The 26162-nt window shown below is 62.7% G+C and carries 27 protein-coding genes and 3 pseudogenes; 18 read left to right on the top strand and 12 right to left on the bottom strand.

The genetic code is table 11. The annotated features are described in order from the left end of the window. Positions 1-493: 493 nt before the first annotated feature. Positions 494-683: pseudogene (locus ABIB00_RS20035) on the top strand (hypothetical protein); the annotation flags it as partial. 158 nt (positions 684-841) lie between these two features. Here ABIB00_RS20035 and ABIB00_RS20040 read toward each other — a convergent pair. The 4 genes and pseudogenes from ABIB00_RS20040 to ABIB00_RS20055 all read right to left on the bottom strand — a co-directional run bounded on the left by ABIB00_RS20040 (position 842) and on the right by ABIB00_RS20055 (position 2727). Further along, positions 842-1054, bottom strand: coding sequence for a hypothetical protein (locus tag ABIB00_RS20040; protein WP_247369653.1), 213 nt, complete (start codon positions 1052-1054; stop codon positions 842-844). Positions 1055-1607: 553 nt separating this feature from the next. Further along, positions 1608-1867 (bottom strand): annotated as a pseudogene (hspD, locus tag ABIB00_RS20045) (small heat shock protein HspD); the annotation flags it as partial. 417 nt (positions 1868-2284) lie between these two features. Next, the gene (locus ABIB00_RS20050; RefSeq protein WP_354105552.1) at positions 2285-2479 is read right to left on the bottom strand and encodes a hypothetical protein; all 195 of its coding nucleotides are present in this window, start codon (positions 2477-2479) and stop codon (positions 2285-2287) included. Continuing rightward, positions 2476-2727, bottom strand: a complete 252-nt coding sequence (locus tag ABIB00_RS20055; protein WP_354105553.1) for a hypothetical protein — start codon at positions 2725-2727, stop codon at positions 2476-2478. The genes ABIB00_RS20050 and ABIB00_RS20055 overlap by 4 nt, the downstream gene beginning before the upstream one ends. Before the next feature lie 506 nt (positions 2728-3233). Between ABIB00_RS20055 and ABIB00_RS20060 the strand changes: the two genes are divergently transcribed. The 9 genes from ABIB00_RS20060 to ABIB00_RS20100 all read left to right on the top strand — a co-directional run bounded on the left by ABIB00_RS20060 (position 3234) and on the right by ABIB00_RS20100 (position 10519). Next, positions 3234-3800, top strand: coding sequence for an NADPH-dependent FMN reductase (locus ABIB00_RS20060; protein WP_247282226.1), 567 nt, complete (start codon positions 3234-3236; stop codon positions 3798-3800). Between the two features lie 102 nt (positions 3801-3902). Then, on the top strand, positions 3903-5150 hold the full coding sequence (locus ABIB00_RS20065; RefSeq protein ID WP_354105554.1) for a M20 family metallopeptidase: 1248 nt from the start codon (positions 3903-3905) through the stop codon (positions 5148-5150). Between the two features lie 17 nt (positions 5151-5167). Beyond that, positions 5168-5782 carry a trimeric intracellular cation channel family protein gene (locus tag ABIB00_RS20070; RefSeq protein WP_247484032.1) on the top strand — a complete coding sequence of 205 codons (615 nt, stop codon included), beginning with the start codon at positions 5168-5170 and terminating at the stop codon, positions 5780-5782. A gap of 147 nt (positions 5783-5929) precedes the next feature. Then, positions 5930-6160, top strand: a complete 231-nt coding sequence (locus tag ABIB00_RS20075) for a hypothetical protein (protein ID WP_247564498.1) — start codon at positions 5930-5932, stop codon at positions 6158-6160. A gap of 101 nt (positions 6161-6261) precedes the next feature. Then, positions 6262-7176, top strand: a complete 915-nt coding sequence (locus ABIB00_RS20080) for a L,D-transpeptidase family protein (protein WP_354105645.1) — start codon at positions 6262-6264, stop codon at positions 7174-7176. Positions 7177-7302: 126 nt separating this feature from the next. Beyond that, positions 7303-7722 carry a ribbon-helix-helix domain-containing protein gene (locus ABIB00_RS20085; protein WP_354105555.1) on the top strand — a complete coding sequence of 140 codons (420 nt, stop codon included), beginning with the start codon at positions 7303-7305 and terminating at the stop codon, positions 7720-7722. 3 nt (positions 7723-7725) lie between these two features. Continuing rightward, complete coding sequence (locus tag ABIB00_RS20090; RefSeq protein ID WP_354105556.1) at positions 7726-8913, top strand: extracellular catalytic domain type 1 short-chain-length polyhydroxyalkanoate depolymerase; 1188 nt, start codon at positions 7726-7728, stop codon at positions 8911-8913. A gap of 34 nt (positions 8914-8947) precedes the next feature. Beyond that, entirely contained in the window at positions 8948-9358 is a 411-nt protein-coding gene (locus tag ABIB00_RS20095; RefSeq protein WP_354105557.1) for a hypothetical protein, read from the top strand. 57 nt (positions 9359-9415) lie between these two features. Next, the gene (locus ABIB00_RS20100) at positions 9416-10519 is read left to right on the top strand and encodes an FAD-dependent monooxygenase (RefSeq protein ID WP_354105558.1); all 1104 of its coding nucleotides are present in this window, start codon (positions 9416-9418) and stop codon (positions 10517-10519) included. 535 nt (positions 10520-11054) lie between these two features. On the opposite strand, the gene ABIB00_RS20105 is transcribed toward ABIB00_RS20100, so the two are convergent. Both ABIB00_RS20105 and ABIB00_RS20110 read right to left on the bottom strand, forming a co-directional pair. Beyond that, complete coding sequence (locus tag ABIB00_RS20105; RefSeq protein WP_354105559.1) at positions 11055-11528, bottom strand: phospholipase effector Tle1 domain-containing protein; 474 nt, start codon at positions 11526-11528, stop codon at positions 11055-11057. Continuing rightward, positions 11420-11641, bottom strand: a pseudogene (locus ABIB00_RS20110) (DUF932 domain-containing protein); the annotation flags it as partial. The pseudogene ABIB00_RS20110 and the gene ABIB00_RS20105, both read right to left, overlap by 109 nt. Positions 11642-11964: 323 nt before the next feature. Here ABIB00_RS20110 and ABIB00_RS20115 point away from each other — a divergent pair. The 5 genes from ABIB00_RS20115 (at position 11965) to ABIB00_RS20135 (ending at position 18950) form a co-directional block, all read left to right on the top strand. Then, on the top strand, positions 11965-12840 hold the full coding sequence (locus ABIB00_RS20115; RefSeq protein WP_354105560.1) for a type IV toxin-antitoxin system AbiEi family antitoxin domain-containing protein: 876 nt from the start codon (positions 11965-11967) through the stop codon (positions 12838-12840). Positions 12841-12911: 71 nt separating this feature from the next. Then, a complete protein-coding gene (locus tag ABIB00_RS20120; RefSeq protein ID WP_354105561.1) occupies positions 12912-13868 on the top strand; it encodes a nucleotidyl transferase AbiEii/AbiGii toxin family protein in 957 nt (318 codons plus the stop codon). Beyond that, a complete protein-coding gene (gene hsdR / locus ABIB00_RS20125; RefSeq protein WP_354105646.1) occupies positions 13865-16237 on the top strand; it encodes an EcoAI/FtnUII family type I restriction enzme subunit R in 2373 nt (790 codons plus the stop codon). The genes ABIB00_RS20120 and hsdR overlap by 4 nt, the downstream gene beginning before the upstream one ends. A 14-nt stretch (positions 16238-16251) precedes the next feature. After that, entirely contained in the window at positions 16252-17808 is a 1557-nt protein-coding gene (locus ABIB00_RS20130) for a class I SAM-dependent DNA methyltransferase (protein WP_354105562.1), read from the top strand. Between the two features lie 2 nt (positions 17809-17810). Next, positions 17811-18950 carry a restriction endonuclease subunit S domain-containing protein gene (locus ABIB00_RS20135; RefSeq protein ID WP_354105563.1) on the top strand — a complete coding sequence of 380 codons (1140 nt, stop codon included), beginning with the start codon at positions 17811-17813 and terminating at the stop codon, positions 18948-18950. Between the two features lie 106 nt (positions 18951-19056). Here the strand turns inward: ABIB00_RS20135 and ABIB00_RS20140 are convergent, their stop codons facing one another. Further along, entirely contained in the window at positions 19057-19179 is a 123-nt protein-coding gene (locus ABIB00_RS20140; protein WP_354105564.1) for a hypothetical protein, read from the bottom strand. 118 nt (positions 19180-19297) lie between these two features. Between ABIB00_RS20140 and ABIB00_RS20145 the strand changes: the two genes are divergently transcribed. Continuing rightward, positions 19298-19585, top strand: a complete 288-nt coding sequence (locus ABIB00_RS20145) for a hypothetical protein (RefSeq protein ID WP_354105565.1) — start codon at positions 19298-19300, stop codon at positions 19583-19585. Here the strand turns inward: ABIB00_RS20145 and ABIB00_RS20150 are convergent. The 5 genes from ABIB00_RS20150 to ABIB00_RS20170 are packed head-to-tail and all read right to left on the bottom strand — an operon-like array spanning position 19579 to position 24037. Beyond that, positions 19579-20082, bottom strand: coding sequence for a GIY-YIG nuclease family protein (locus ABIB00_RS20150; protein WP_354105566.1), 504 nt, complete (start codon positions 20080-20082; stop codon positions 19579-19581). The genes ABIB00_RS20145 and ABIB00_RS20150 overlap by 7 nt on opposite strands. Positions 20083-20100: 18 nt before the next feature. After that, on the bottom strand, positions 20101-21024 hold the full coding sequence (locus ABIB00_RS20155) for a phage exclusion protein Lit family protein (protein WP_354105567.1): 924 nt from the start codon (positions 21022-21024) through the stop codon (positions 20101-20103). 55 nt (positions 21025-21079) lie between these two features. Continuing rightward, the gene (locus ABIB00_RS20160) at positions 21080-22495 is read right to left on the bottom strand and encodes a hypothetical protein (protein WP_354105568.1); all 1416 of its coding nucleotides are present in this window, start codon (positions 22493-22495) and stop codon (positions 21080-21082) included. Positions 22496-22546: 51 nt separating this feature from the next. Next, positions 22547-23470 (bottom strand): hypothetical protein, encoded by a 924-nt coding sequence (locus tag ABIB00_RS20165; protein ID WP_354105569.1) that lies wholly within the window; start codon positions 23468-23470, stop codon positions 22547-22549. A gap of 12 nt (positions 23471-23482) precedes the next feature. After that, positions 23483-24037 (bottom strand): hypothetical protein, encoded by a 555-nt coding sequence (locus tag ABIB00_RS20170; protein WP_354105570.1) that lies wholly within the window; start codon positions 24035-24037, stop codon positions 23483-23485. A 93-nt stretch (positions 24038-24130) separates the two neighbouring features. On the opposite strand from ABIB00_RS20170, the gene ABIB00_RS20175 reads away from it, so the two are divergent. Together ABIB00_RS20175 and ABIB00_RS20180 are read left to right on the top strand one after the other, a co-directional pair. Further along, complete coding sequence (locus ABIB00_RS20175) at positions 24131-24766, top strand: hypothetical protein (RefSeq protein WP_354105571.1); 636 nt, start codon at positions 24131-24133, stop codon at positions 24764-24766. 61 nt (positions 24767-24827) lie between these two features. Continuing rightward, the gene (locus ABIB00_RS20180; RefSeq protein ID WP_354105572.1) at positions 24828-26132 is read left to right on the top strand and encodes a hypothetical protein; all 1305 of its coding nucleotides are present in this window, start codon (positions 24828-24830) and stop codon (positions 26130-26132) included. Positions 26133-26162 lie beyond the last annotated feature (30 nt).

Genomic DNA, 26162 nt, shown 5'->3' on the forward strand with positions numbered 1-26162 from the left:
GATGAATGATTGAGCCGGCGAGCATCGCCGAAAAGGTCAGCCAAACGGCCCGACGGGCGGACTTCCCCGAACTCCAGCCACCACGGCAGCGGTCTACTATTTTTCACGAAAAGCTCTCGGAGTCGGGGTTTGACGCCGTCGCCAGCGCTTGCGCCTGGACGCAAGCGCGCCCGCAACCAATAGGCATGGAAGTTGTTGGGATTTATCTCCAAGGATTTAGAGATGTCCGACATTGCCCTTCCAGGCGGTGAAGCAGACCATATGCGGATCGCGCAGCGTCAGAGCTATGACTTGGTGCGGCTCGATCGAAAGCGCGGCATTTAGCGCTTTCATTGATCGCTCATAGTGCCCAGACGAGTAGTCGGTCCGCGCTTGCGCCAAATAGGAGTTTGCTTGCGTCATCTGGCCATTCGACTCGCACGAAGGTTTCGACGTCAAGCGCCAAGACCCGCGTTTTCTGTTGAAGCGCTCGCTTTTTCGCGGCTTCGCCGTGATGGACGACATCAAGCGCGACATGGCGATCCTGGCGACCAGCGTCCGGGACTGGGCCGACCGCACCAGGCGGCTGGCCGCGCGCGTGCCGGAACTCGACGTCTTTTCGCAAGGTTTGGTCGATCGCGAAAACGGCGGGTGGAAGATCATCGACAAGGGGCGGACCGTGCTCGAATTCATGGAGGGGCGCAAGGTCGTCGATGTGCCGGTCGAGGTGGCTGCGGCTCAGACGGTCATTGCGCCCGCGCCTCCGCTGCCGCCGCTCGCGAAGGACGCGAGCGAGTCCGAGCGAACGCGTCTTGACCCGCAGCCGTTCAATTATCCAGCGATGGCAGCCGCCGTCCACACCTTAGGCTTCGCCGGGTCCGGAGAAGATGGACGCCGGTGGCGTCGTCCGCGGTACCGGCAGCGGACGCTCGGCCGCTGCAGGGCGGGGTGGCTGATCGCTCTTCGCATCGTATCGCTTGGCGAGATCCAGCAGGCGTCGCCTGGTGAACGGATCGGCCTTCTCGGCGAGGGTCCGGACCCGATGGGCGAGGCCCTGGTAGAATTCCTGCTCCATGACACAACCCCACGACATCAATCGGCGGAGTTGAGTATGCCGATGCCCTGGGAGTCAAGAACGGCGGGGGCTTGGTGCCACTCGGCGTGGTCCGTGGCAATCGCTCAGAAGAGGGCGGACCAGAGGTCCGGGAAGACCATGGCTGCTGAGAGGGATAGCAACAGCCCGGCGCCGCAGAAGATCGCGACCGCCTTGAGTTCTTCGACGTCCTTGTCCGTGCCGGTCGCGCGTGCCAGCGCCTTGGCCGCCCATTCCATGGTTCGGTCTCCTCTGAAAACCACGCACCAGCCTTAGCAGCTCCTCCCGCTACCGCGTGTGAACTGGCTCTCACGCGCCAGCACCTGATTTTGCGAGCTCGGTCTCGCGCGGGGAACGCTAACGGTGGCTCGCAGCCTCTGTCGGGCGTCAGAGATCGGCCCCGGCTGCACCCGAAAATTTTTCGGGCCGACCCTTGAAACCAAAACCGGTTTGTCTAATTTCTCAGGCGCCACCGCAGGGTGGCTTCCGGGTGCCTTTTGGGCCCGGGGTCCCAGGCGGGCACCGGTGGTGTCCGGCGATAGAGATACTCGCGCTCGGCCTTCTCGGGCTTGCTTCCCTCGATCGTGACGACGTTGTGCTCGGCCGTGACCGAGATCTCCTCGGGCGAGAAGCCGGCGACCGCGAGCGAGATCTGGTAGCGATCATCGCCGAGCCGTTCAATGTTGTACGGGGATAATTGTCTTCAGCGGCGCGCTGGGCGGATTCCGCGAGATCGAAAAGACGATCGAAGCCGATGGTCGAACGCCAGAGCGGTGAAAGGTCGTAGCTGCGCATAGCCAGATCCTCCAAAGAGCAAAATGGTTACGAGGCAGGGCGCTGCGGGCCCCAGAGGGACTGAAGGCACCCGTCGGCATCGACGCCGTCCTTGACGCTCTCTGCGAAGTGGACGATGGCCCTCGCAATCCGCCCGGCGGCAAGCCGAAGCGCCGCTTCTCGGTGTCGCGGCTGGCGGCGTGACAGACGCAGGCATGCGGACAGTTCAATCGGCATGACAGAGCCTCGCCCAGGCCGAAGGCGGCTGGGCGAGGCTCTGCAGCAGGACGCGGACGCTTGGCGCAACGACAGAAGCAGGCCGGTCCAGGCCCGCCACCGGCACGCGGGCGGGGTGCGGGCCATCCCTGTCGTCGTCAAGCGTGCTCGCGTCGGCAGCGCTGGCAGCTGGGATCTGGAGGCGCAGTGACGCCGGTCGCGTCAGGCGAACGCCGCTTTCCGGAGAGTGTCCCGCTCGCGACAGAGATCGTCGACCTTCGCCCGCATTCTCGAGAGCAGCAGTTCGGCTGACGCTGTCGGCACGCCCGCCCGCTGCAGCATCCCGATCTCCCGCTCCTGGGCGCGGAGTTGCCCGCGCATGCGCGTGATCTCGCCACGGAGCCAGTCGAGCTTCACAGCGCGCTCAGGTCGTCTGGCACGTCGTCACCGAACTTCCGGATCAGCGTGGCGTCGGTGAAGTCGCCGCTGGACGGATCTCCGGTCCGCGAGAACGCGACGGCGCCGGCATGATCGGGCTTCCGGGATAGCGCCTCGGCCCGCATGACCGCGGCATTGGCGCTGAAGCACTCCGTTGCCTCCCCGGCGGCCACGCCGTCGCAGGAGAAAACGAACGGTAGAGCGACATAATAGGTCATGTGAGCCATCTGCCTAATTCTTGCGTTCGCGCGGCCCTGGAAGTCGCCCCCGCGCGTAGCCGGTCGACACCTTCGAGCGGAGTTCGTCGAGCTGCACCTCCAGAAACTCGTTCGCGACCAATAGGGCCTTCACGGTTTTCCGGGCATCGCCGCCGCAAGCCCGCTGTCGCTTGGGTCGGCGGCGGCATCGAAATCGTCGACGGCGGGAATAGTCCGATCCGGAGCAGCTTTCATGCTTTTATGTTCCCGTTTCGTTCATGAGAGTCAAGAGGCTCTTCCTCCGAATTCCCAGGGCGCGGCGGCCGTCGCCGGATGAATCTCGGGGATGAGCCTGCGAAGGAAGTCGCGAAGAAGTCCGCGGCCGGCACGGGACGGAAGTCGGCTTACGTTTTTCGGGTCCGTCCGTCGCGCCGTTGTTGCCCGATCGGATCGTGTAGCCGCTCCCGACCGAGGAGCCATTGGTCTTTTGCGGGGTTAGGTCGGAGTCGATTTCAAAAACATCGAAAGGGAACCGCATGGATCAGCCCCGCGACGTCGCCGTGATCGTCGGTAGCCTCAGGAAGGCTTCGATCAATCGCATGGTGGCCAATGCGCTGGCTGAACTGGCGCCAGCCGGACTGAAGCTGGGCATCGTCGAGATCGGCCAACTGCCGCTCTACAATCAGGACGGCGATGACGATCCGCCAGCGGAATGGACGGCGTTCCGCGAGCGTGTACGGGCGGCGGATTCCGTCCTTTTTGTCACCCCCGAGTACAATCGCTCGGTGCCTGCCGCGTTGAAGAACGCCCTGGATGTGGGATCGCGGCCCTACGGCAAGAGTGCCTGGAGCGGCAAGCCTGGCGCTGTCGTCAGCGCCTCGCCGGGCGGCATCGGCGGCTTCGGCGCCAACCATCATCTGAGACAGTCGTTGGTATTTCTCGACGTGCCCGCGATGCCGCAACCGGAAGCTTATATCGGCGGCGCCGACAGACTGTTCGACGCGGACGGAAAGCTGGTCAACGAGGAAACGCGTAAATTCCTTCAGGGCTTCATGCAGTCCTATGCCGCGTGGGTGTCCGCTAACACCTCCAAACAGGCTTAGGGGCCCTCTGCAAGCCAGCGCTATTCCGGCTCGATCTGCTTGCGCCGGATTGTGAAAAAGGGAAAAGCTTCCTTTGCTTCAAGTCCTGCGATGGAGTGGCCCATGTCCGATCCCGCACTAGGCAACCTTGGCGCAATGCTTCCCGACCTGGCCGAACTCTACAAGGATGTGCATTCGCATCCCGAGTTGTCGATGCAGGAGATCCGCACGGCGACCTTGGCGGCCGACCGACTTCGCGCCGCGGGCTTCGAAGTCACGGCGGGCGTCGGCAAAACCGGCGTGGTCGGCTTGCTACGGAACGGCGAGGGACCGACGGTCATGCTGCGCGCGGACATGGACGCACTGCCCGTCGAGGAAGCAACCGGGCTTGCCTACGCCAGCAAGATCACGGCCAAAGATCGCGACGGAAACACCGTCCCCGTCAGTCATATGTGCGGTCACGACATGCATGTAACCTGGCTTGTAGGCGCCACCCAATTGCTCGCCGAGGCCCGAACCACCTGGCGCGGGACGATCATGGCGGTCTTTCAGCCCGCCGAAGAGACGGCGGAAGGCGCGCAGGCCATGATCGACGACGGCCTGTTCAAGCGTTTCGCGAAACCAGATGTAATCCTTGGGCAGCATGTCATGGTTGGGCCGTCGGGCACCGTTGCCGGACGTGCAGGCGCGATCACCTCCGCCGCCGACAGCTTGCAAATTCGCCTGTTCGGTCGCGGCGCGCACGGGTCGATGCCGCAGGCGAGCATCGATCCGGTGGTGATGGCGGCGGCCACCGTGCTGCGGCTGCAGACCATCGTTTCGCGCGAGATCGCCGCTGCGGAAGCAGCAGTCGTGACTATCGGCGTCCTGCAGGCGGGGACGAAAGAAAACGTCATTCCGGACGAGGCCATCATCAAGCTGAACGTACGGACTTTCGATGCCGGAGTAAGGACGCGCGTCCTGGCTGCCATCGAGCGGATCGTCAATGCCGAGGCGGGGGCCTCCGGCGCCCCCCGCAAACCGGAGATCACCTCGCTGGACCACTATCCTCTCAACGTGAACGACCGGGATGCAAGCGAACGCGTGGTGGGCGCATTCCGGCGTCATTTCGGCACCGAGCGGGTAAGGGCAACCGGACCCGCGCCTGCGAGCGAGGACTTCGGGTCGTTCGGGACCGAATGGCACGTGCCATCGGTTTTCTGGTTTGTCGGCGGTACCGATCCGGAGACCTACGCCAAGGCGAAAGCAGCGAACAAGCTCACCGAACTGCCGGTGAACCACAGTCCGAAATTCGCACCTGTTCTTCACCCCACCCTGCAAACCGGCGTGGAGGCGCTGGTGGTCGCGGCTCGCGCCTGGTTGCCGGCATAGTGCCGGAAAGCGGCATCATGCAAGCGCTTCCGCTTGTGCTTGATCTGGCCGGCACCTTTGTCTTCGCGCTTAGCGGGGCGCTGGCGGGGGTCAAGCGAAAATTGGACTTGTTCGGCATTCTGGTACTGTCGTTCGCGGCGGCCAATTCGGGCGGCATCACCCGGGATCTCCTGATCGGCGTCGTTCCTCCCGGCGCTATCGCCGACTGGCGCTACCTCGGCGTATCGCTCTTCGCTGGTGTCATCACGTTCTTCTTCTCTTCCTTGATCGTGCGGATGTCGAACGCGGTCCTCATCTTCGACGCCGCAGGTCTTGCGCTTTTCGCCGTCACCGGCGCATCGAAGGCAATGGCCCACGGGCTGAACCCGCTGATGGCCATAGTGCTCGGCATGGTCACCGGGATCGGCGGCGGGATGGTGCGCGACGTGCTGCTCGCCGAGATTCCTACTGTGCTCCGTGCAGAGCTATATGCGGTCGCGGCGCTTGCGGCCGCGGCCATCGTGGTGGTTGGGCACATGTTGCAGTTGCCAGTCGCGCCGGTGACGGCGGTGGCGCTGATTTCATGCTTCTCGCTGCGCGTCATGGCAATGAAGCGTGGCTGGCGGCTTCCGGTTGCGAAGATCATGGACTAGTGCGACCCGGCTGGCCAAACGCGTTCGCAGGTTCGGAGAGGTGCTAGTCGGCGCTCGCCGGCCCGCTGTCGATCATCTTGCGCTGCGCACGGAACGGAGCGCGTTCCAGTCCGTTGCATCCTTAACTTTCACGATGGGAGAACGCTCATGAGATTGATTTTGGCAGCGGCTTGCGTGGCCGCCATTTCGCTGGCTTTCGCACCCGGCGCGGACGCCAAGGGCTGCATCAAGGGGGCCATCGTCGGCGGCGTTGCCGGGCACATGGCGGGACACGGCAAGCTCGGCGCTGCGGCCGGCTGCGCCGTCGGTCATCACGAAGCGAACAAGGCCGACGCCAACAACAAGGCGAATGCACAGGCGCCTGCGGACCGGAAGTGATCCACCAGCGCCACCGCAAGCCAGGCCGGCATGTGTCGTTCGGATGCATCGTCATCGGTCTTGTGCTGGCGGGCGTCACGAGCTCCGCGCTTGCCGCCGAAATGAAGCCTGCCGCGATCGACGCGGCTGAGCCCTCGAAGAAGACCCTGTCCAACGAGAAGCCGACCTCGGCGGGGGTCCGGTTGCAGGTCCTGCTTGACCGGGCGCACTTCTCGCCAGGAGAGATCGACGGAAGGTTCGGGGAGAACGCGAAGAAGGCACTGCGGGCCTTCGAAGAGGCGCAGCAATTGCCGGTCTCCGACGACCTCAACGCCGATGTTTGGGCAAAACTTGCTGCGGATAACCGCCCGGTGACGATGAACTACACCATAGCGGAGGAGGACGTCGCAGGGCCGTTCCTCAAGAAGCTGCCTGCGAAGATGGAGGACATGAAGGACATTCCGAAGCTGTCCTACGGCAGCCCGCGCGAAGGCTTGGCCGAGAAGTTTCACATGAGCGAGGATCTGCTGTCCGCCCTGAATCCGGGAAGGCACTTCGACCGCGCCGGCGAGGCCATCGTCGTGATCGACTCCGGAGCCGAGCAGACTTCAGAGAAGGCGGCCAAGGTCGAAGTCAACAAGAGCCGGCAGACGGTCAAGCTGTTCGACAAGTCGAACGCGCTGATAGGATTCTACCCCGCGACGATCGGCAGTGAGGAGAAACCATCCCCCTCCGGCACCTTGAAGGTGACGGAGATCGATCACAATCCGACCTACCGCTACAATCCGGCTTACCATTTCAAGGGCGTTCACTCCCGCAAGCCGTTCACCATCAGGCCGGGCCCGAACAATCCGGTCGGCTCGATGTGGATCAATCTCTCCGGCGACGGTTACGGGATCCACGGCACGCCGTTCCCGGGAAAAGTTTCCAAGTCGGAATCGCACGGCTGCGTCCGGCTCACGAATTGGGATGCCGAGCGTGTCGCGGAACGGCTCTCCAAGGGCACACCGGTGGAATTCGTCGACCGCGTGAAGTGATCCCCCGACGACTCTGCTCAGGTCGGCGCTTACAGCTCCAGGGGCCAGCCGCCCCCCTTGAACTAGGCCATAAAGCATCCATTTAGCATCCTATGGCCATCCAACTGGATGGTGAAAGGATGTTGCATGGCCGATAATCTGCGCGAGCTGCGACCCAAAACTTCCGACACCGAGAAGATCACGATCAACCTTGGCTATGTCGATCTCGGTCACGTCGATCTCATGGTGCAGGAGGGGTTCTATTCCAATCGGACCGATTTCATCCGGACCGCCATCCGGAACCAGCTCGAACGTCATGCAGACGTCGTGAGGCACTCCACGGCCCGGAAGAGCCTGGACCTCGGTCTGCGCAGTTACACCCGCGAAGATCTCGAAGCGGCGCGGCGCGCCGGCGAGATGCTGCAGATCAACGTCTTGGGCTTGGCCACCATCGCGCAGGACGTCACTCCCGAGTTGGCCCGCGCCACCATCGTGTCGGTGTCGGTGCTTGGGGCGCTTCACGCCACTCCCGCGGTCAAGGCCGCTCTCGCCGACAGAACGAGGTGAACGATGCTGAATCAAGACATGGTCCGCGAAGCCACGCGCCTCACCCGTGCCGGCCAACTGGTCGAAGCCACCGCACTCCTGCAGCGCATGCTTCAGGGCGGCAGCGCCCCAGCACCGACGTCTCGCAGCGACGCTCAGGCTCCGCTCGCGCGGCTCGAGCCGCCAACCATCGATGCCAAGGCCGACGTCGTTGAGAGGAGGGAAAGCCGGCCGACGCAGCCTCGCCCTGTTCAAGGACGCAAACGCACCGCGTCGCTCGAGGGCACGAGGAAGTTTTCTGGGTTCGGCCTGCAAGGTTCGATCGGTCGCGCTCCGCCGTCAACGTCGGATATCGTGCCCGAGAACACCCAATTCATCGCCGGTACCTTCAGCAACGCAGCTGGAAGCCGGACTTACAAGCTGTTCATCCCCAACCGCTCTCAGGGAAAACAGCTCCCCCTGATCGTCATGCTCCATGGTTGCACCCAGTCGCCGGACGATTTCGCCGCCGGCACCCGGATGAACTTCATGGCAGAGGAGCGGAATTGCTTCGTCGTCTATCCCGAACAGCCGAGCGGAGCCAATCAGTCGAAGTGCTGGAACTGGTTTCGGACGGGCGACCAGCGCCGCGGCGGAGGCGAGCCGTCTATGATCGCCGGCATCACCCGCCAGGTCATGCGGGACCATGCGATCGATCCGAAGCGCGTCTACGTCGCAGGCTTGTCGGCCGGCGGGGCCGCCGCCGCCATCATGGGCGCGACGTATCCCGACCTTTACGCTGCCGTCGGTGTTCATTCGGGCTTGGCGTGCGGCGCCGCGAGCGATCTTCCCTCTGCGTTCGCCGCCATGCGGCAGGGAGGCGAGTCCAAGGCAATTACCAACGGCAAAACTTCTGTGCCGACCATCGTTTTCCATGGCGATCGCGACACGACGGTCCATCCAAAGAATGGCGATCAGATCATCGAGCAGTCGGCCGGAGCGACGAGACCGACGAGGAAGGTGCTTCGCGGACGCGTACCCGACGGCCATGGCTATACTCGCACCATTCTGATCGACGGGGGCGGTCGGGCGATGTCCGAACACTGGAACGTCGACGGCGCCGGACACGCGTGGTCGGGCGGCAGTCCCGCAGGGTCCTATACCGATGCTCAGGGGCCGGATGCGACGAGGGAAATGCTGCGCTTCTTCCTCGAGCATTCTCTTAGTGGGTAACCTGCGGGTCCGATCTTCCCGAGAGTAATGACGGATGCGGCTGATCGGCCCGAGCGGTTTCGCGCGAAGAGGAGAGGCGGAACGGAGAGAGCTGAAGATCGCTTCGGTCTGGTTTAGCTGGCGCGCCGTCCCGTTCGGGTATCCGCCGAATCGTAAATTGAGCGACGGGGGAATCGAAGGCATTCCGTGCGTGGAGTTCAACATGCGATTTTTCGATGCGCCGCATCTTCATGCGATCGTCGATCATCGGATAGTGGTCGAGCGGATAGGAAAGATGTCCTTCGCCGTCCGGCACGTCTATTCGGAAGAAGGACGTTCGTTTGCGGAAGTGCTCGATAGCCGCGTTTGGGCGATCCACGGGGACGACGGGCGTCGCAAGGCTCCATTGCCGAGCGAAGTGCTCGTCATTTTGAACTCTCACAAAGAACCCGAAGCCGGGGAGTAGGCCGTATGTCGCAGCCGCGTCCGCAAGATACGTATCCTTGGGGCCGGCCCGGCTGGCGTGTATGTCGCTTATAGGCTCAAGCGCCTGCTTCCTTCGGCCGACATTCTCGTACTTGAGCAGAACCCTCAGGACGTCACGTTCGGCTTCGGGGTCGTGTTGTCTGCTCAAGGGCTGCAGTTCCTGGCCGATGACGATTCCGAGCTGGTGCAGGCGATCTCCGCCGGCCTCGAATCCTGGGACGACATCGAAATCCGGATCGGGGGAGAGCGGATCCGGATTGATGGCATCGGGTTTACGGCGATGGGACGCATTGTTCTATTGCGTATTCTGAACGAGAAGGTCCGGCAGGCCGGACTGTCTCCGATATTCGGAAAGGCCGTTACTGATCTGGCCGAATTCGGCGATGCCGACCTGATCGTGGCCGCGGACGGCGTGAATTCATTGGTGCGCACCAGGCACGAGGTGGAATTCGGTACCAGGATCGAGACGCTGACGAATTGGTTCGCCTGGTTTGGCGCTTCGCGTCCGTTCGACGCCCTGACGCAGACTTTCAAGATGACAGGCGAGGGGCCGTTCAATGCGCATCACTATCGCTACTCGCCAAGCCAAAGTACCTTTCTGGTAGAAACAACCGCCGCAAACTTCGAACGGCGTGGTCTGGCCAAGCTGTCCGTGGAAGAGTCCCGCTCGCTGTGCGAAAAAATGTTCGCTGATGTGCTCGATGGGGCTGAGGTGATTTCGAACCGATCGATCTGGCGGCAGTTTCCGAAGATCACCAACGAGCGCTGGTCCTACAAGAACATGGTTCTGGTGGGCGATGCGCTTCGGACAGCCCACTACTCGATCGGGTCGGGCACCCGCCTTGCGCTGGAAGATGTGCAGGCGCTTGTTAGTGCGATCGCCTCCACCGATGGCGATATCCCGGCTGCGTTGGCCCTCTTCGAGACGCAAAGAAAGCCGATTGTGCAGAAGCTACTCGATGCTGCAGTCAAGAGCGCCGGTTGGTACGAGCGTTTCGATGAAAACATGCAACTCCCTCCCTGGGAGTTCGCATTTCGGTACATAAGTCGGTCGGGTCGTATCGATCCTGACCGACTGGCTTCGGCATGTCCCGCGTTTATTAGGCAGTACCGCGAATGGAAGGGGCGGACGGACGAGTAAGGCTCTTCGCTGCTGCCGCGTTCTAAGTTGCTCTGCCTGATCGTTTCGTCGATTCGCCGCTTTGAGACCAGTGGGCCAAATCATCAGCGCTGCTTTTCGGCTGCGACGGGTGATCTGGGACACGTTGCCGCGAGCGCACCCAACTGTTTTCAAAACTCCTATGGTAGACCGGCCGGCGCTAGTTGAAGGAATCGGCGGTCCACTTGTTGCTGTCTCAGCTCGAGCGGCGGCGTCGTCAGCGCGTGGCAATGGACGTCGGAATTGACGAGCGCATCCAGAACATCATCTCGGGACAAGCGCCGAGCCAACGAGGCGCGCGCCTATGGGGATCTCAGGCCCAGCCCTGCGCGAGATTCGGAAACTGCCGCGCTACGAGTGATGGCGCGATCTTCAGATAGTTCATGAGAAAAGCAATCAGCGCTGTGGGGGATGCCGAGGTAGCTCAGAATCCAGGCCACCCATCCGGCCCATGGAAAGACCGGCTGAAGGAAGCCACCGAGCCAGTGCAACCCGATCAGTAGCGCAATGCCGGCGGTCACGAGCGCCGCGCCCAGATATTTGTGGCCGAGGGCGGCGACAGTATCGAACACGCCGATGAAGAAGGGAAAAACGTTCGCGTGCTCGGCGCCGTTGACGGTGGTTGTACTGCCCTACTGCCGTCTAAATTGTGTAGCGATTGCATCTCGAGTCTCCAGCAGGACCGCCGGTATCCAAGAATCTTGCGCGAGTAGGATGGACAGAATTGATAGACATCCTTGACCGCATGTTCGGCCAGCTTGTGGATGCTCTTTGGATCGCGGCGCAAGGGCGAGCCATCGGGCATATGGCGCGGGACGCCGCAATAGGTCATGACCCCTGCAACCGATCGGACCGTGTAGGCGCCCCGGCTGAAACCGATCAGGAAGATCCGATCGCCTTCCTCATACAGCGCGATGATCGCGGTGCGCGGACAGCGGCGTAGAGGGCGCTGAGCGACAGGTAGCGCTCGTCGTCGGGCCGCGAGAACCATTCGGACGACACCCGCCCGATCCGTTCGCCGCGCGAGATGTCGACTTTATAACCGGCTGAAACCGGCGGCGCGCCGAAGGCGTCGTGATCGGCGATGGTGCTTGTCTGGGTCATGGCAGAATCTCCATGACGGGCCGGCCGGGAGCCTCTCTCTCGACCCTCAACCCGTCACGGGGACAGCCGCAGCCCTCTCACTCTCGGGGCGTTGCGGGGTGTCCCGCAGAAGGGGTCGGCAGAGACCCTGGGCTCGGCCGCAGGGGAAGGCCTTCCCCTCAGACTTGCGTATTCGGGGCCTATGTCGAGGCCACAGGTTTGATGACGCGTAGGGGGCGCGTTGTCCTGGAAAATGCGTTGGAAGGGACATTTCGTACCCCATGTGGCGCATTTTTTGCGACTGATAGGACAGTACCCGGCTTTTGTTCGCCGAGAAGACTCTGTTGACAAATCTGCGCCATAATGGCTATTTACTGCCCACTTTGACGCAAAATCACAGACCCACTATGCAACCTCGCCAGCACAAAACGGCCAGTTTCCTGTCGGCTCATCCGGTGTTCACCCGGGCGGAGTTCGCGGCGGCCTTCGGCCACCCGGCGGGCGGAGCCAACGTTACGAGCCTGCTTCGGCATCATCTGCGAGCCGGCAACATCAAGCGCGTCAGTCGCGAGGTGTTTGCCGCGGTGCCCGCTCATCTGCCGGCGGAGCGGATGGTGATCGACCGCTTCGCCGCGGCGAGCAAGCTCCGTCCCGATGGCGTCCTGGGGTTTCACTCAGCCCTTGAGCTGCACGGCGTAGCCTATTCCGAGTTCAACGAAGTCCAGCTCGTTAGCGCCGGACGGACCGAACGGGTGGATCTGCCGTTTGGCGCCTGCCGCTTCGTCACGCCGCCGAAGGCGTTGGCGGCGGCCGGCAAGGCCGACTACCTGACCACGACCATGGATCGGCAAGGGGTGACGGTCCGTGTGACCGCGGTCGAACGCACGGTCGTCGACGTCTTGCACCGGCCGGAACTCGCTGGCGGCGCCGAGGAAGTCCTGAAGTCGCTGGACTTGGTGCGCTATCTCGATCCGGCGAAGGTCGCCGACTATGTCGAACTGCTGGACAATCGGTCGCTCGCCTCCGTTTCCGGCTGGTGGCTCGAGAGGCGGCGCGTCGCGCTCGGCGTCGCCGACGACGTCCTGGCGCGCCTGCGGGCACGGCTTCCGCGATCGAAACACTATGCGCTGGGCGCTGAACCTGGTCATGCCGCGTTAGTCGAGTCGTGGCGCGTGCTTCTCCCTACGCAGGCGGTCGACGCCGCCTTTGAAGGCGTCTGATGGCCGCGTCGCGGGAAACACTTCAAGACATCGCGGCCGAGCGGCAGCTTCAGCCCGCAACGCTGGAGCGGGTGATCCGGCTGATCGACATTCTCGATGCGTTTGGCGCAGACACGCTGATCGGGCCACGGATCGCCTTGAAGGGCGGCACGGCGCTCAACGTTTTCCATTCCGATCTGGACCGCCTCTCGGTCGATATCGACGTCAACTATGTCGGCGCGATCGAGAAAGAGCAGATGGATGTTGATCGGCCGGGACTCGAGGACCGGATCGAGCGGCTGATGGAATCGAAGGGCTATGCCGCGCGTCGTGAGCCGTCCGAACACGCCGGCGGAAAATGGATCTACCGTTATGCCTCCGCGCTCGGTGGGGCGGGGACCATCGAGATCGATATCAACTATCTCTACCGCGGCCCTCTCTACGGTGTGAACCGCATGTCCTCAGCGATAATCGGATCCTACCGAGCCACGAACGTGCCGGTTCTCGATATCCACGAGATCGTCGCCGGCAAGATGGTCGCGCTGGTCACGCGACGCACGGCGCGTGATCTGTTCGATGCGCACCGGATCGTCGCCATGCCGGGTCTCGACTGGGCGAAGATCAAGGCGGGCACCTTGATGATCGGCGCGAGCGCCAAGAGCTTCGACTGGCGCACGGCCTCGCCAGACGAGATCGGATGCGAGGTCGGCGACATCAGCGGCAAGCTGACCATGTGCCTGCACGACCGGTATTTCGATGCCTTTGGCGGTCCGGCGGCCTGGATCGAGAACGTCACGGCAGAATGCCGGGAGAAGCTCACGCCGCTGTTTCAGTTCACGGCGGGGGAGAGGGCATTTCTGGATGGCGTGCTCGATCGGGGTGAGATCGATGTGTCTTCTCTGGACGTGCCGGAGAACGTGCGCGCCTCGATGGAAGCCAGTCCGGCGCTGCGGTGGAAAGCACAGAACGTCAAAGCTTGGAAATCGGGCGACAAGTCGCTGGCGCCACGTACGAGACGAGCGAAGCGGTCACGTGGGGAAACCAGGTGAATACTGAAGCGGATACCTGTCGAAAATTCGTTGTTCCCCGCCTGCAGACGGCAGGTTGGGAGGGTGCGCCCCACGCCATCAACGAGCAACGGACCTTCACCGATGGTCGCGTGATCTTCATCGGTGGCAAGGCGAAGCGCGGCCGGCAAAAGCGTGCCGACTACATCCTGCGCTACCGCGCCGACTACCCGATCGCTGTCGTCGAGGCGAAGGCTGCGTACAAATCCGCCGCCGATGGCTTGCAGCAGGCCAAGGACTACGCAGAAATTCTCGGCCTGAAATTCGCGTACGCCACCAATGGGGCGGAAATTCTCGAATTCGACTTTCTCACCGGCCTGGAAACCCTGCGGACTGATTTTCCGACGCCCGCTGAGCTGTGGGGTCGACAACGGGCCGGTCTCGGTCTGACGGATGACGCGGCCGCCGAGCGCCTGCTCGCGCCGGGGTTTCCCGATCCTGCAAGGCCGCTGCGCTACTACCAAGAGATCGCAGTCAATCGCGCGCTTCAGGTTGTTCTGACGGGCCAGCGGCGGGCGCTCCTCACTCTATGCACGGGAGCGGGAAAAACCGCGGTAGCGTTCCAGATCGCGTGGCGGCTGTGGACGGCCGGGTGGAACAAGCGCGGGGACTTCCGCAAACCCAAAATCCTATTCCTCGCCGACCGCAACATTCTCGTCGACGACCCGATGGCCAAGACTTTTGCGCCCTTCGGCGACGCCCGATTCAAGATCGAGAATGGCGAAATCAGCCACGGCCGCGACATCTATTTTTCCATCTACCAAGCCATCGCCAGCGACGAACGCCGACCGGGCCTGTATCGGGAATATGCACCGGACTTTTTCGACCTGATCATCATCGATGAGTGCCACCGCGGCAGCGCGCGCGACGACAGCAATTGGCGAGACATTCTGAACTATTTCGAGCCGGCCTATCAGCTCGGCATGACGGCGACGCCGCTGAGGGAAGACAATCGGGACACCTATACCTACTTCGGCGCGCCGCTTTACACCTATTCCTTGGCCCAAGGCATAGCGGACGGCTTCCTGGCGCCCTATCGCGTACACCGGGTCGTCACGGACTATGATGCGGCGGGGTGGAGACCAACGAAGGGCGAACTCGACCGCTTCGGGCGCGAAATTCCCGACGATGAGTACCACACCAAGGATTTCGAGCGCGTCGTCGCGCTGCGCGCACGCACCGAAGCGATCGCGCGCCACCTCACGCATTTTCTCGCGCAGACCGATCGCTTCGCGAAGACGATCGTTTTCTGCGTGGATCAGGAGCATGCAAGCGAGATGCGTCGGGCCCTTGCCAATCTTAGCGCCGACATCGTTGCGGAGTATCCGGACTATGCCTGCCGCGTGACGGCCGACGAGGGCGACATCGGCAAGGGCAAGCTCAGCCGTTTCCAGGACGTCGAGACGAAGGTCCCAGTGATTCTGACGACGTCTCAGCTTCTCACCACAGGTGTCGACGCGCCGACCTGCAAGAACGTCGTGCTGGCGCGCGTGGTCGGCTCGATGACGGAGTTTAAGCAGATCATCGGTCGCGGGACACGGCTGCGCGAAGACTACGGCAAGCTGTTCTTCAACATCCTCGACTACACCGGCACCGCGACCGAAAAATTCGCCGATCCGGACTTCGACGGTGAGCCGACCGCAGAGACGATCACGGAGATCGACGCTGAGGGTGAGATCGTCACCACCCAAGAAGAGGAAAATCCAGCGCCCGAGGCGCCGGACGAGATCGAGACGGAAACCGACGGTGGTCTTCCACCCGACGAGGAGCCCGGAGAATCGCGTAAGCTCTACGTCGATGGCGGCACGGTCGAAGTGGTCGCGCATCTGGTCTACGAGCTCGATACGGACGGCAAACGCCTGACCTGCAAGAAGCTGACGGACTGGACCGGCGAAAAGGTCCGCACGCTCTATCCGACCGCGGCAAGCTTCCGCGCCGACTGGATGCTCGCCGACAAGCGCCACGCGATCGTCGAGGCACTCGCTGAACGGGGCATCGACCTTGAGAGCTTGGCCGAAGAAGCCGGACGGCCGGAGGATGATCCGTTCGATCTCCTTTGCCATCTCGCCTGGAACGCGCCGCTCCGCACGCGACGTGAGCGCGCCGAACGGCTCAAGCGCGACCGCACCGATTTTTTTGACCGGTATGGCGGCGATGCGCGAACCGTATTGGAGGCGCTGCTCGAGAAATACGCCGAGCATGGCGCTGCGCAGTTCGCCCTGCCGGGTATTTTGAAGGTGCCGCCGCTGGCCGGGTTCGGCAATCCCAGTGAAATCGCTCGCCGCTTCGGTGGTCCGGATAAGCTCCGCGACGCGGTCAACGAAATGTCCGGCCTGTTGTACGCCGCTTAAGGAAGAACTTGTGAATGCTCTCTGAGAAAAAAATCAAGCCGGCAAAAACAACGGCGCAGCGGCTCGACAGCCTTATCAAATCCGCGCGCAACAAAATGCGCAAGGACCGGGAGCTGAAGACGGACCTCACGCGGCTGCCGACGCTCACTTGGCTGATGTTCCTGAAATTCGTCGACGACATGGAGCGCGTCCACGAGGACGAGGCGGTGCTCGCCAACGAACCGTACCAACTCCTGATCGATGCACCTTACCGCTGGCGAGACTGGGCGGCCGATCCGGCGGGCATTACCGGGCCGGACCTGCTTTCGTTTATCAACGGCGACCAGGCCGTTCGCGCGGACGGCACTCAGGGCCCGGGTTTGTTCGCCTTCCTACGAGGTCTGCGCGGCAATGGCGCCGGCCGGCAGCGGCGCGACGTGGTCTCCGCGGTGTTTCGCGATCTTAGGAATTACGCGACAAGCGGGTATGTGCTGCGGGACGTCATCAACCTGATCAATGACATCCATTTCGACAGCACCGAGGACATTCAGACCCTCGGTCGGATGTACGAAACTCTGTTGCGGGAAATGCGGGACGCCGCGGGTCAGAACGGAGAGTTCTATACGCCGCGTCCCGTGGTGCGCCTCATGGTCGAGGTGATCAACCCCAAGCTCGGCGAAGTCGTGCTGGATCCCGCCTGCGGCACGGGCGGGTTTTTGGCTGCTGCATTCGACCATATGAGACCGCAAGCCGGCACGGTCGAGAAACGCGAAATCCTTCAGCGCAAAACTCTACGTGGCGGCGAGGATTCCTCGCTTCCGTTCCTGCTTGCGCAGATGAACCTGCTGCTGCACGGGATCGAGGCGCCCGACATCGAATTCGGCAACGCATTGCGGTTCAAGCTGACCGAGATTGGCGAGAGAGACCGGGTCGAAGTCATCCTAACCAATCCGCCATTCGGCGGTGAAGAAGAAGCTGGGATCCTCACGAATTTCCCGGAAGATCGTCGAACCGCCGAAACCGCGCTGCTCTTTTTGCAGCTCATCATGCGGCGGCTCAAGCGTGGCGGACTTGGTCGCGCAGGCGTCGTCGTGCCGCATGGAATCCTCTTCGGCGACGGCATTGCCGCACGGATCAAAGCCGACCTTCTGGAACAGTTCAATGTTCACACCGTCATCCGGCTGCCCGAAGGATCGTTCGCGCCCTACACTGACATCGCAACCAACATCATTTTCTTCGATACGTCAGGTCCGACGCATGACATCTGGTATTGGGAGCAACCTTTGCCGGAGGGCCGGCGGAAGTATTCCAAGACCCAGCCGCTACAGTTTAAGGAGCTCGCCGATTGTCTCGCTTGGTGGTCGGCGCGTGAAGAAGGGCCGCGGGCGTGGAAGGTCTTCGGTCCCGACCTGATCAAGCGCGATGAACAGGGCCGCGTCATCACTGTAAATCTCGATATCCAAAATCCGCACGCCAAAGATGTAGTCGATCATCGTCCGCCTGAGCAGATCGTCGAAAGCGCTATCGCTAAGGAGAAGCAAGTGCTGAGCGCGCTTGATGAGCTCAGGCTACTATTGTCGGAACGGGCTTAAGCATGGCTTGTGTTGCCTATTCGATGGCGGAAGTCGCTCCGCTTGTCCGTCGGCCGGTGCAGGTCGAACCAGATCAAATCTACCAAGAGATTGGCGTCAGGTCATTCGGAAAGGGCATCTTTCACAAGCCGCCTTCGACGAGCCTGGTGATCGGAGACAAGAAAGTCTTCGCAATCGAACCTGGCGATCTGCTGTTTAATATCGTCTTCGCTTGGGAAGGGGCAATCGCTGTTGCAGGTGAGGAAGAACGTGGGACAATCGGTTCCCACCGGTTCTTGACCTGTGTCACCAATCCTCAAATTGCCCTAGCGCGTTATCTTTATTGGTACTTTATCCAGGAACGCGGCCTGAAACAGTTGCAGCTCGCCTCGCCTGGCGGCGCAGGTCGGAATCGAACGCTTGGGACCGACAAATTGGCAGCCATCGTGGTCGAGCTTCCGTCAATCGAGGAGCAACGGCAGGTTGTTGATAGACTTGATGGTGCCGCTAGGCAGATCGCCGGTTTGCGGCAAGTAGCACGCGCCACGCAGTCAGAACTCAGAGCGACGCTCAACTCAGCGTTTCGCAAAGCTGTTGTTCGCGCTCCCCACGTCGCCATGGGGGACATCGCACCGATAGTCCGTCGACCTGTCGACCTTGAATCGAATGGCGTTTATGCAGAGCTCGGCGTTCGGTCGTTCGGCAAAGGACTTTTCAAGAAGCCGGACCTCATTGGCGGCGAATTAACATGGCAAAAGCTCTTCCGAATTCACTGCGGAGATATTGTCTTCAGTAATATCAAGGCGTGGGAGGGGGCTTTTGCGGTGGCGAAACCGGAGCACCACGGAAAGGTTGGCTCTCACCGCTACCTCACTTCCGTAGTCGATAGTAAAAGGGCGACACCAAACTTCCTGTGGTATTTTCTCCAGAGCGACGCGGGACTCGCCCAAGTGCAAGCGGCTTCGCCAGGCAGTGCAGATCGAAACAGGACCCTCAATCAGAAGAAGCTGGCGGCTATCGAGGTTCCATTGCCATCGTTGGATGCGCAGGTCTGGTTCGACGAGCTTCAACAAAAGGCCGGCGCTGTTCAGGCGGGTCAGGTTGAGGTCGCAGCTGAACTTGATCACTTGATCCCAGCGCTGATGCAGCAGGCATTCCGTTAAGCGCGGTAACGTTTGCGTTCGTGAAGCTGGGGAAAGACTGTCTCCGCACTAGTAGAGCCGCTTTTGCGAGAACCGGGATTGGCGTGCGTTCGTCTTGCCAGGTTCGTCAGCCGAGCTGGCCGTGCCGTTCGAGCAGCCGCATCAGGACGTTGTTCGCATGGGTGAAATTCTCGCGCTGGTCGCGAAGCCCGTAGGCCCATTTGGCGCCGTGGAAGAGGTTGTTGCGCAAGCGCCCAGACGATCATCAGCAGCGCGAGCATTCGGTCGCGAGGATCGTCGTTGGCGCCCTCGATTACGGCTTGGACGAGTTCGGGGTGATCCGATGGCCGAAGCGCTAGAAACGGAAAATGGTGCGTCAGCGCGCCGTCGGCGAAATAGCGGTTCCGGAAATAGCCGAGTTCAGCCTCGAGCATTCCCGCCTGCGCCCAAGCGTCCACCTTCTGGCGGATACGATCGGCGCGGGCGAAATTGCCCATGACTTGGGCTTCGAAGAGGCTCCACAGGAAAGCGAAGTCGAAGATGGCGCGGCGGTCAGCATCGGGAAGCTTCTGAAGCCAGGCGCACGCGCCTCGAGCCACTGCTCGCTCACGCCGCGCGCCGCTGCCTCATTGTCGAAGGCCGCCATGGCTCAATAGTCCGGTTCTTCGCGGCGGGGATCGAACTCCGAAAAGTCGGTCAGCGTGTCGCAGCGGATGCAGTAGTACATTTGCGAAGTGTCCTGGAAATGCATGCCGCAGAGGCATCCACAAAAGGGGCAGCATTCGTCGATCTCAAGATCTGCCCATTCCCACACGCCAAGATATTCTGGAACAGCATCGCGATCATAGCCGGTGATCTGAAAGGCGTTGGCGTTCTTGGCTACAAATCCATCGCGGCCGGCGCGCATGAGAATGGGCCGGACGTCTGCCGGCTCGATGCCGAACCATTCTCCGCGCACATGAGTCGCGCCAAAATGCTGGTGGAGATGTCGCTCAAGCTGAAAGGCGTCGGCCGTTTCGATCCACCCGAGCAGCCGCAGTTTGAGAGGGTTGCCGGTCTGGAGGTCGCGCTTGCGCGCTTCGATATTCTTCGCAACCCCGATCTTGACCGGGGAACATCCATTTTCGTCTTCGCCAAGGAAATAGACCGGCACGGCGCGCTCCCTGCGGGGTTACCGGAGCCGGTCGAGCAAGATCTCGACCATTTCCTGGTTTGAGTTCGCGACGATATCGAGCGGCCGGTTCTCCTGCCGCATGAGCGCAATCAACAGGCAGGCCGTGAATGGCCAAAAGGACGAACCCGCCGGCAGGCTGTAGCCGCTGATCATCGCCGTCAGCCGTTCGGCGATGGGCGGATATTGCCGACTGCCCCAATGCGCGTGGGTCGGCGTCATCGCATGGATGATCACGGCGCCCAGCGCTATTCCCATCGCACGCTTTTGCTGGACCTGCGCGTAGCTATGTCCGTGCGCCGTCGCGTAGGCGGCGAGGCCGGTCGTCATGAACTCGCGGGCCCACGTGTCGCAGGCGATTTCCTCTTCGGGCAATGTCGAAGGCGCGCTGCTGTCGGCGTAGAACATGACGTGCCGGAATTCGTGCAGCAGCGCGAAGGCAAGGGCGAATGCGACGAGATCGAAGACGGCCTTGTGCTGATCGTCTCTCAAGCCGCCGCGGTCCGCGGTCGGCTGGGGAACGTCCGCCGGCCAGACGATGTCCGCGGTCTGCTCGGCCGCAATGAGCGACTGGGCGCTGGCGATCCGCTGCCTGTAGTCGAACTCGTATTGCCCTCGTTCGGCGTCGACGCCCAGCGCCTGGTCGAGTGGCGTCGCGGTCGCCGTCGCGAGCAGCAACGCGGGCGAATAGACCTCGATCGCGCGCCATACGCTGAAGCCGAGCAGCCAGAAGAAGTCGATCGTCTTGGTGTCGAACTTGATGCGGCTGGCGTCCGCATTCATCGTGACGCCCTTGGTGCTCGGCGTAACTTCGACGGCGTGGCCGTATTTGCTCCAGAGACCGCTGATCTCGTCGGCGCGCTCGGGCACAGCGCCGCGCAAGAGGTGGAGGACGATCGTCCGGTCGGATGGTTCGGTCGCCATGCTTAGCGGTTCTCCTCTGATGAGCGACGCCGCCGGCGCAGGTCCGGTAGGCGGGTCATGGCTGCTCACCTTCGCCCAGCGCGGCGGCCGTCTTCTCGGGCTCGCCGGCCATGCGCAGGTGGGTGATCGATGAGATGACCGAGTTCGCCCAGATGGTGCTGCATTCGACTTCGCCGTCGCGCTCGAACCAGTGTGTCGCGCCGGGGATGAGATCGAAGGGAATGGGGTGGGTTGCCTGCGGGTTGTGAAAGACCTCCAGTTCCTGACACCAGGCTTCGCCCCAGGGCCAGAGCGCCTGGTACTCGGCGCTGTCGACTGACAGATCGAAGTCAATGGGCTCCAGCGCGCCCGGGGTTCGATCGAAAAGAATGCCGCGGCGGGTCATCGTGAGGCCTGGCGGCCGCCATCCGGCGAGAAAGCCCATGCGGTTGAATTTGGCGAGCGTTGCCGCATTGCTGAAGATGACGGCGGAGAGGTCGGCGCAGTCGGGGTCGCGGAACAGTCCGGCCGGAATGCCGTGCTTGCCCGTAAGGTTGGTGATCGGCGTGCCGACCGCACATCGTCCCGCGCCTTCGCCTTCGATGTCTGCCCGCAGGCCGTAGAGATAAGTCGGCAAGGCTTCGCGGCTCCATACCATCGAGCCGGATTCATGGAAGTCAGCGATCGCCAGCGCGAAGGGCCGACCTTTCACGTGATCCAGCTCATGATAGTTGCGCTGAAGCTTGCCGCGCAGCGTCTTGGCGAAGCGCTCGGCGGGCGCGCCGGTCAGGCGCGCGTTCCGGTCGACCGGAGCATGCACCCAGTCCCCGATCCCGCCGGAGCGGGGCGTCTCGGAGTTCGCGGTCACTGCTTCGACCCAGCAGGCGGCGCCGTCGTTTTCGATGAGGAAGTCGGGTGAGACATGGTCCTGACGGACGATCAGGCCTTGCTCGCGGAAGCAAGCGAGAAGGTAGAGTTCGAAGAGGCGGGACGCGAAATTGTTGGTCTGCAGATCGGTGACGAAGTTGGCGTCTGGATTGGGAAGCGCCAGATAGCATTCGCCGACCGCCATCAGCGCGGGGAAATGGCTGATCGTGCTCGTCAGCAGGCCGAACTCCGGCGATGTCCCGCGGGGGCCGGTCTTCAGCAGAAGCTGTCGCCGCCGCGCGCCCGGCGGCAAAGGCTCCGCCGGCTCGCCGGCGCGCATGCTGAGGCTGAGGTGATCCAGCGCGGCCTCCGGCGTGGGATAGGGGCCGCCTTCATCGACGCGGACCCAGCGATGATCGACACGCCGCCGCAAGGCTAGGGTGGTGAAGGTCCCGCGCTCCGGATCAAGCAGGATGCAGCCGCTCGCGGTGCCGGGTTCCGCCTGATAGCTCCCGCAGATCTGTGCAGGATCGAAATTTGGCCCGCGTTCGAGCGACAGTGCATAGAGCTCGAACTGCCGCTGGCTGATCGGTGTGATCAGTCGCTGCTCATCGCCGACGGCCATGGTCTACCTCACGGGTCGGCAAGCGCCGGGCGCGGCGACGCGGCCGCATCGTCATGATGCCTCCGCCGCAGCCTGGGCCAGGATGTCGTGGGCCTCCCACGCGTCGCCGCGCGGCGAAATGACGAACTCGCGATCCCAGACGCCCCAGTTTGTCGCCAGCGGAATCTGTGCCAACGGGTTGTGGACATAGGTCAGCGGGCGGGATCGGCGTGAGAGGTTGCCGAGCCCGACGCGCGACCAGATCACACCCGAGATGTCGGCGAAGCGTTCGTCGAGAAATGCCGTGCGCGGGATCGGATTGCGTTCGCGGTTGATGAAGGGGGCCGGATGAAATCCTTCGTCGACCACGTCGCCGCTCTCGCGATCGATGGTGATGTAGGCGTCTCCGATCGGAAACAACGTGGTCATGATCAACGGCAACGGCTGCTCGGAGACATAGACGCCGAAGCGGCTCGCACTGATCGCAATGATCCGCGTATCCTCCGGGGCGATCACGCCCCGCTCGAGATAGCGCGCGATCCTCTGCGCCTTGGTCCAGAACGCCCCGGACGTGCGCAACTGCGCCTGACGGATCGGCGCGGCGAACACGCCGCCGCCCTCGTTGAGGGGAACCGGGCGCACGATCTGGTCGGGACCTGGCGCGCCTTCATCGGGAGTGATGGCCTCGATCCAGATTCGGCGGCCATCGTCCAGGACGCAGAGATCCGGCTGACCGCCTTCGCGCTGGCGCTCGACGACGGGCAGCAGGGTGCGGCCCGCATCGAGCAGGGTGCAGCCCAGATACATCTCCCAGAAGCGCCCATCGACATCGCGCGCGAACCCCTGCCGAAAGTCGGGATCGGCATAGGGTTCGTAACGCTCCCACATCTCTTGCAGCATGGCGTGAAGCTGCTGCTCGACCGGATGCTCGGCGGCTTTCAGGTTCTCGAAACCGCGATCGAGATTGGCGCCGTCGACGTCGAAAAGATCACTCATCGTCGGCTCGTCTCATGCCCGGCGCAGCATTCGGGGGACCTGCACCCTGTGGAAGCCATGGGAATGGACCTGCTGACGAAGCTGCTTGATATCGTGCACGCCGAACGCCACGGCCGCCTTGAGCGGGCTGGCGAAGGTCGCATAGAAGGTCCAGCGCTGGCCGGCGGGCAGCGTCGGGTTCTGCCGGCGATCGGTGATGACGACATCACGCGGATCGCTAGTGTTGCGGAAAGCATGGAAGGTGAACCAGTCAGGCCGGCGATAGCGCGCCGCCTTGCTGAAAGGAACGGACTGTACCTTCACGTCCGTCTGTTCGAGCACCCAATCGCGCTGCTCCAGAATCTGTCGCACCATATGGCCGACCATCTGCTTCACGCGGTCGGCCAGGATCTCTTCGCGAAACTCCGCCAGTAGCTGTTCCTCGATGCCTTCAACCGCGGGCTTGCCGAGTTCAGAGGCGGTCTCGAGGCGGGCGACGTTCTCGGGCTGGGTGAGAAAGGCCCAGATGCGCTGGCCAAGTTCGGACGCATAGAGCGATGCAAATTTATCGGGGCTATAGGTAAACATGACAGGCCCTCCTTTACCGGGCATATATGGACGGTTATAAGCTGCTGTCAATGGCGGCACGCGGTGCGCCTGCGGACCGAACGGGAGGCTGGATTGGATTTCGAGGATCCCGTGACGGCGCTGGAGCCGCCGCCGAACCGTGTCGGCAAGTCGGACGGCCCTCATGAACATCATCTCTACGAGGGCGCCGTCATGGTCGCATATGCCATGCATCTGCTTCGCACGCAGGGCGCGCGGGACGTCCGCGTCCATCCCGACGGTGAGCACGGAAAACAGTTCGACTTCGCGGGCTGGCTAGGGCGGCGAGGGTTCGCCAAGGTCTCGAACCTCGGGACCACCGCCTATGGCGGGGTCTATCGCAACCCTGAGGGCCAGACGATCACCGTCAATCCCAAGTCCGGCCTCGGCGATGTCGTCGCAGATGTCGGCGACCAGGTCATCTCGGCTGAGTGCAAAGGCGGCATCATCAACACGCGGCATCCGGGCCAGGTATCTCGGCTTTACCGCAGCCTTTGCGAGACGGTCGGAATGCTGATGGCGACGCCATCGCAGGGGCGTCAGGTTGCCGTGGTCCCGCTGACGGACGGCACCTTGCGCCTTGCCGAGCGCCTTGCGGCGCGCTGCGCCTTGGCCGGCATCGAAATCGCGCTCGTCGGCAGCCGTGGTGAGGTTTTGGATGTGAACGCGAACAATGCGGCCGAGCAGGCGGCGGGAAGGACCGGCGCATGAGACGGGTGTTGACGGTGGGGTTGCGGGTGTCCCGATGAGCGAGAGGGGGCCGAGCACCGCGATGCTCCTGGCGATGACGGAGTTGTGGCGGCTACGTCCACCAGGGCCCGACAATATTCTCGCGCATCCCGATTTCATGCGGCTGCGCGAGACTTGCCGCGACTGCTATCCGAATGCCGGCAAGAAGGGGCCGAACTTCGCCCTCTCGACGGCATTGCGAGCTCTGGGCCTTCCCTGTCACCTGCAGAAGGCAGCGGCCGATCTTGCCTTGTCTGTGGAGGAGGCGGCGAAGGGACTCGATGCGGCGCTGCGCGCCACTCACGCTAGGCGCATTCACCTCGCGCCGCTCGATCTTGCTGCCGACCTGCCGCCACTCGCACTCGGTCCGGCCAGAGTGTGCCGGTTGAGTGCGGACGAACTGCGTAACTTGATCGATGCGGCCAGGCTGAGGCGGTTTTATCCGCGTCAGGATTTCGATGCCGAGCGCTTTCACGAATTCCACTGGCTCATCGTCGAGGAGTCCGTGGCGTTGGAGCAGGAACCGGAGAAGCGCGCGGTCCCGGTCCTGTTCATGGATCTGAGCCAGGACCTGGGGCGAATCGAACCGCACAAGGGGCGGTTTCCGGCCATCGTGGAAGATGCGTTGTTCTTCCTCCTGCTGGCCCCTTGGGAAAGTTGGTCGACCATGCAGGAAGTCGATTGGCGCGGCTTTCGTGTGCCATGGGTCTACACGATCGACAGCGACATCTTCGTTCGTCCGGCTTCGCCGCCGTCACCCGACACTCTGAGCTGGGAGGACCGAGTCTACGACGACGGCTATGGCGGGACATACGAGGAAGAGCGCCCCGTCGAGCTGCATTTGGAGGAGGTAGCCAAGACCGAGCTGACTGTCTGGGACCAGAGCCGGTGGGTGACCGTCGAACAGGCCAAGCGGTCGGTTTTGTTCGAGACGCCGATCGCGCACTTCCTCGTCCGCGCGTTCCTGGCCGATGGCGTGGACGAATTCCTTGCGCACATAACGACGATCGAGGCGGCGCTCGGGTTGCGCGCGGACTACCAAAAGAGCTTTCGCGTCGCTCCAGATCGCCACAAAGGGATGCGCGCCACAAATAGAATGCGTGGACGGGTGGCCGCCCTGCTGGGCAATCGATGCTTCGCCGACCAGTATGAGCAACTCTTCGACGTGCGGAGCGCCTTCCTGCACGGGCGCTCCATGACGGCGATCTCGACAAAAGAGCGGGTCATGGCGCGGGCGTTGGCCCGCCTGGTGGTCGAGACGCTGATCCTCGCAACGCTCGCGGGACGGACCGGCTCGCGGGACGACTTTCTCGACGGTCTGCTCGATAAGGGCGCGCCCCTAATCTAGCCGAACAGGTGGCTCTTTCCGGCGAGCCGA

It is taken from the genome of Bradyrhizobium sp. LB14.3, from assembly GCF_040547985.1.
Classification (GTDB): domain Bacteria; phylum Pseudomonadota; class Alphaproteobacteria; order Rhizobiales; family Xanthobacteraceae; genus Bradyrhizobium.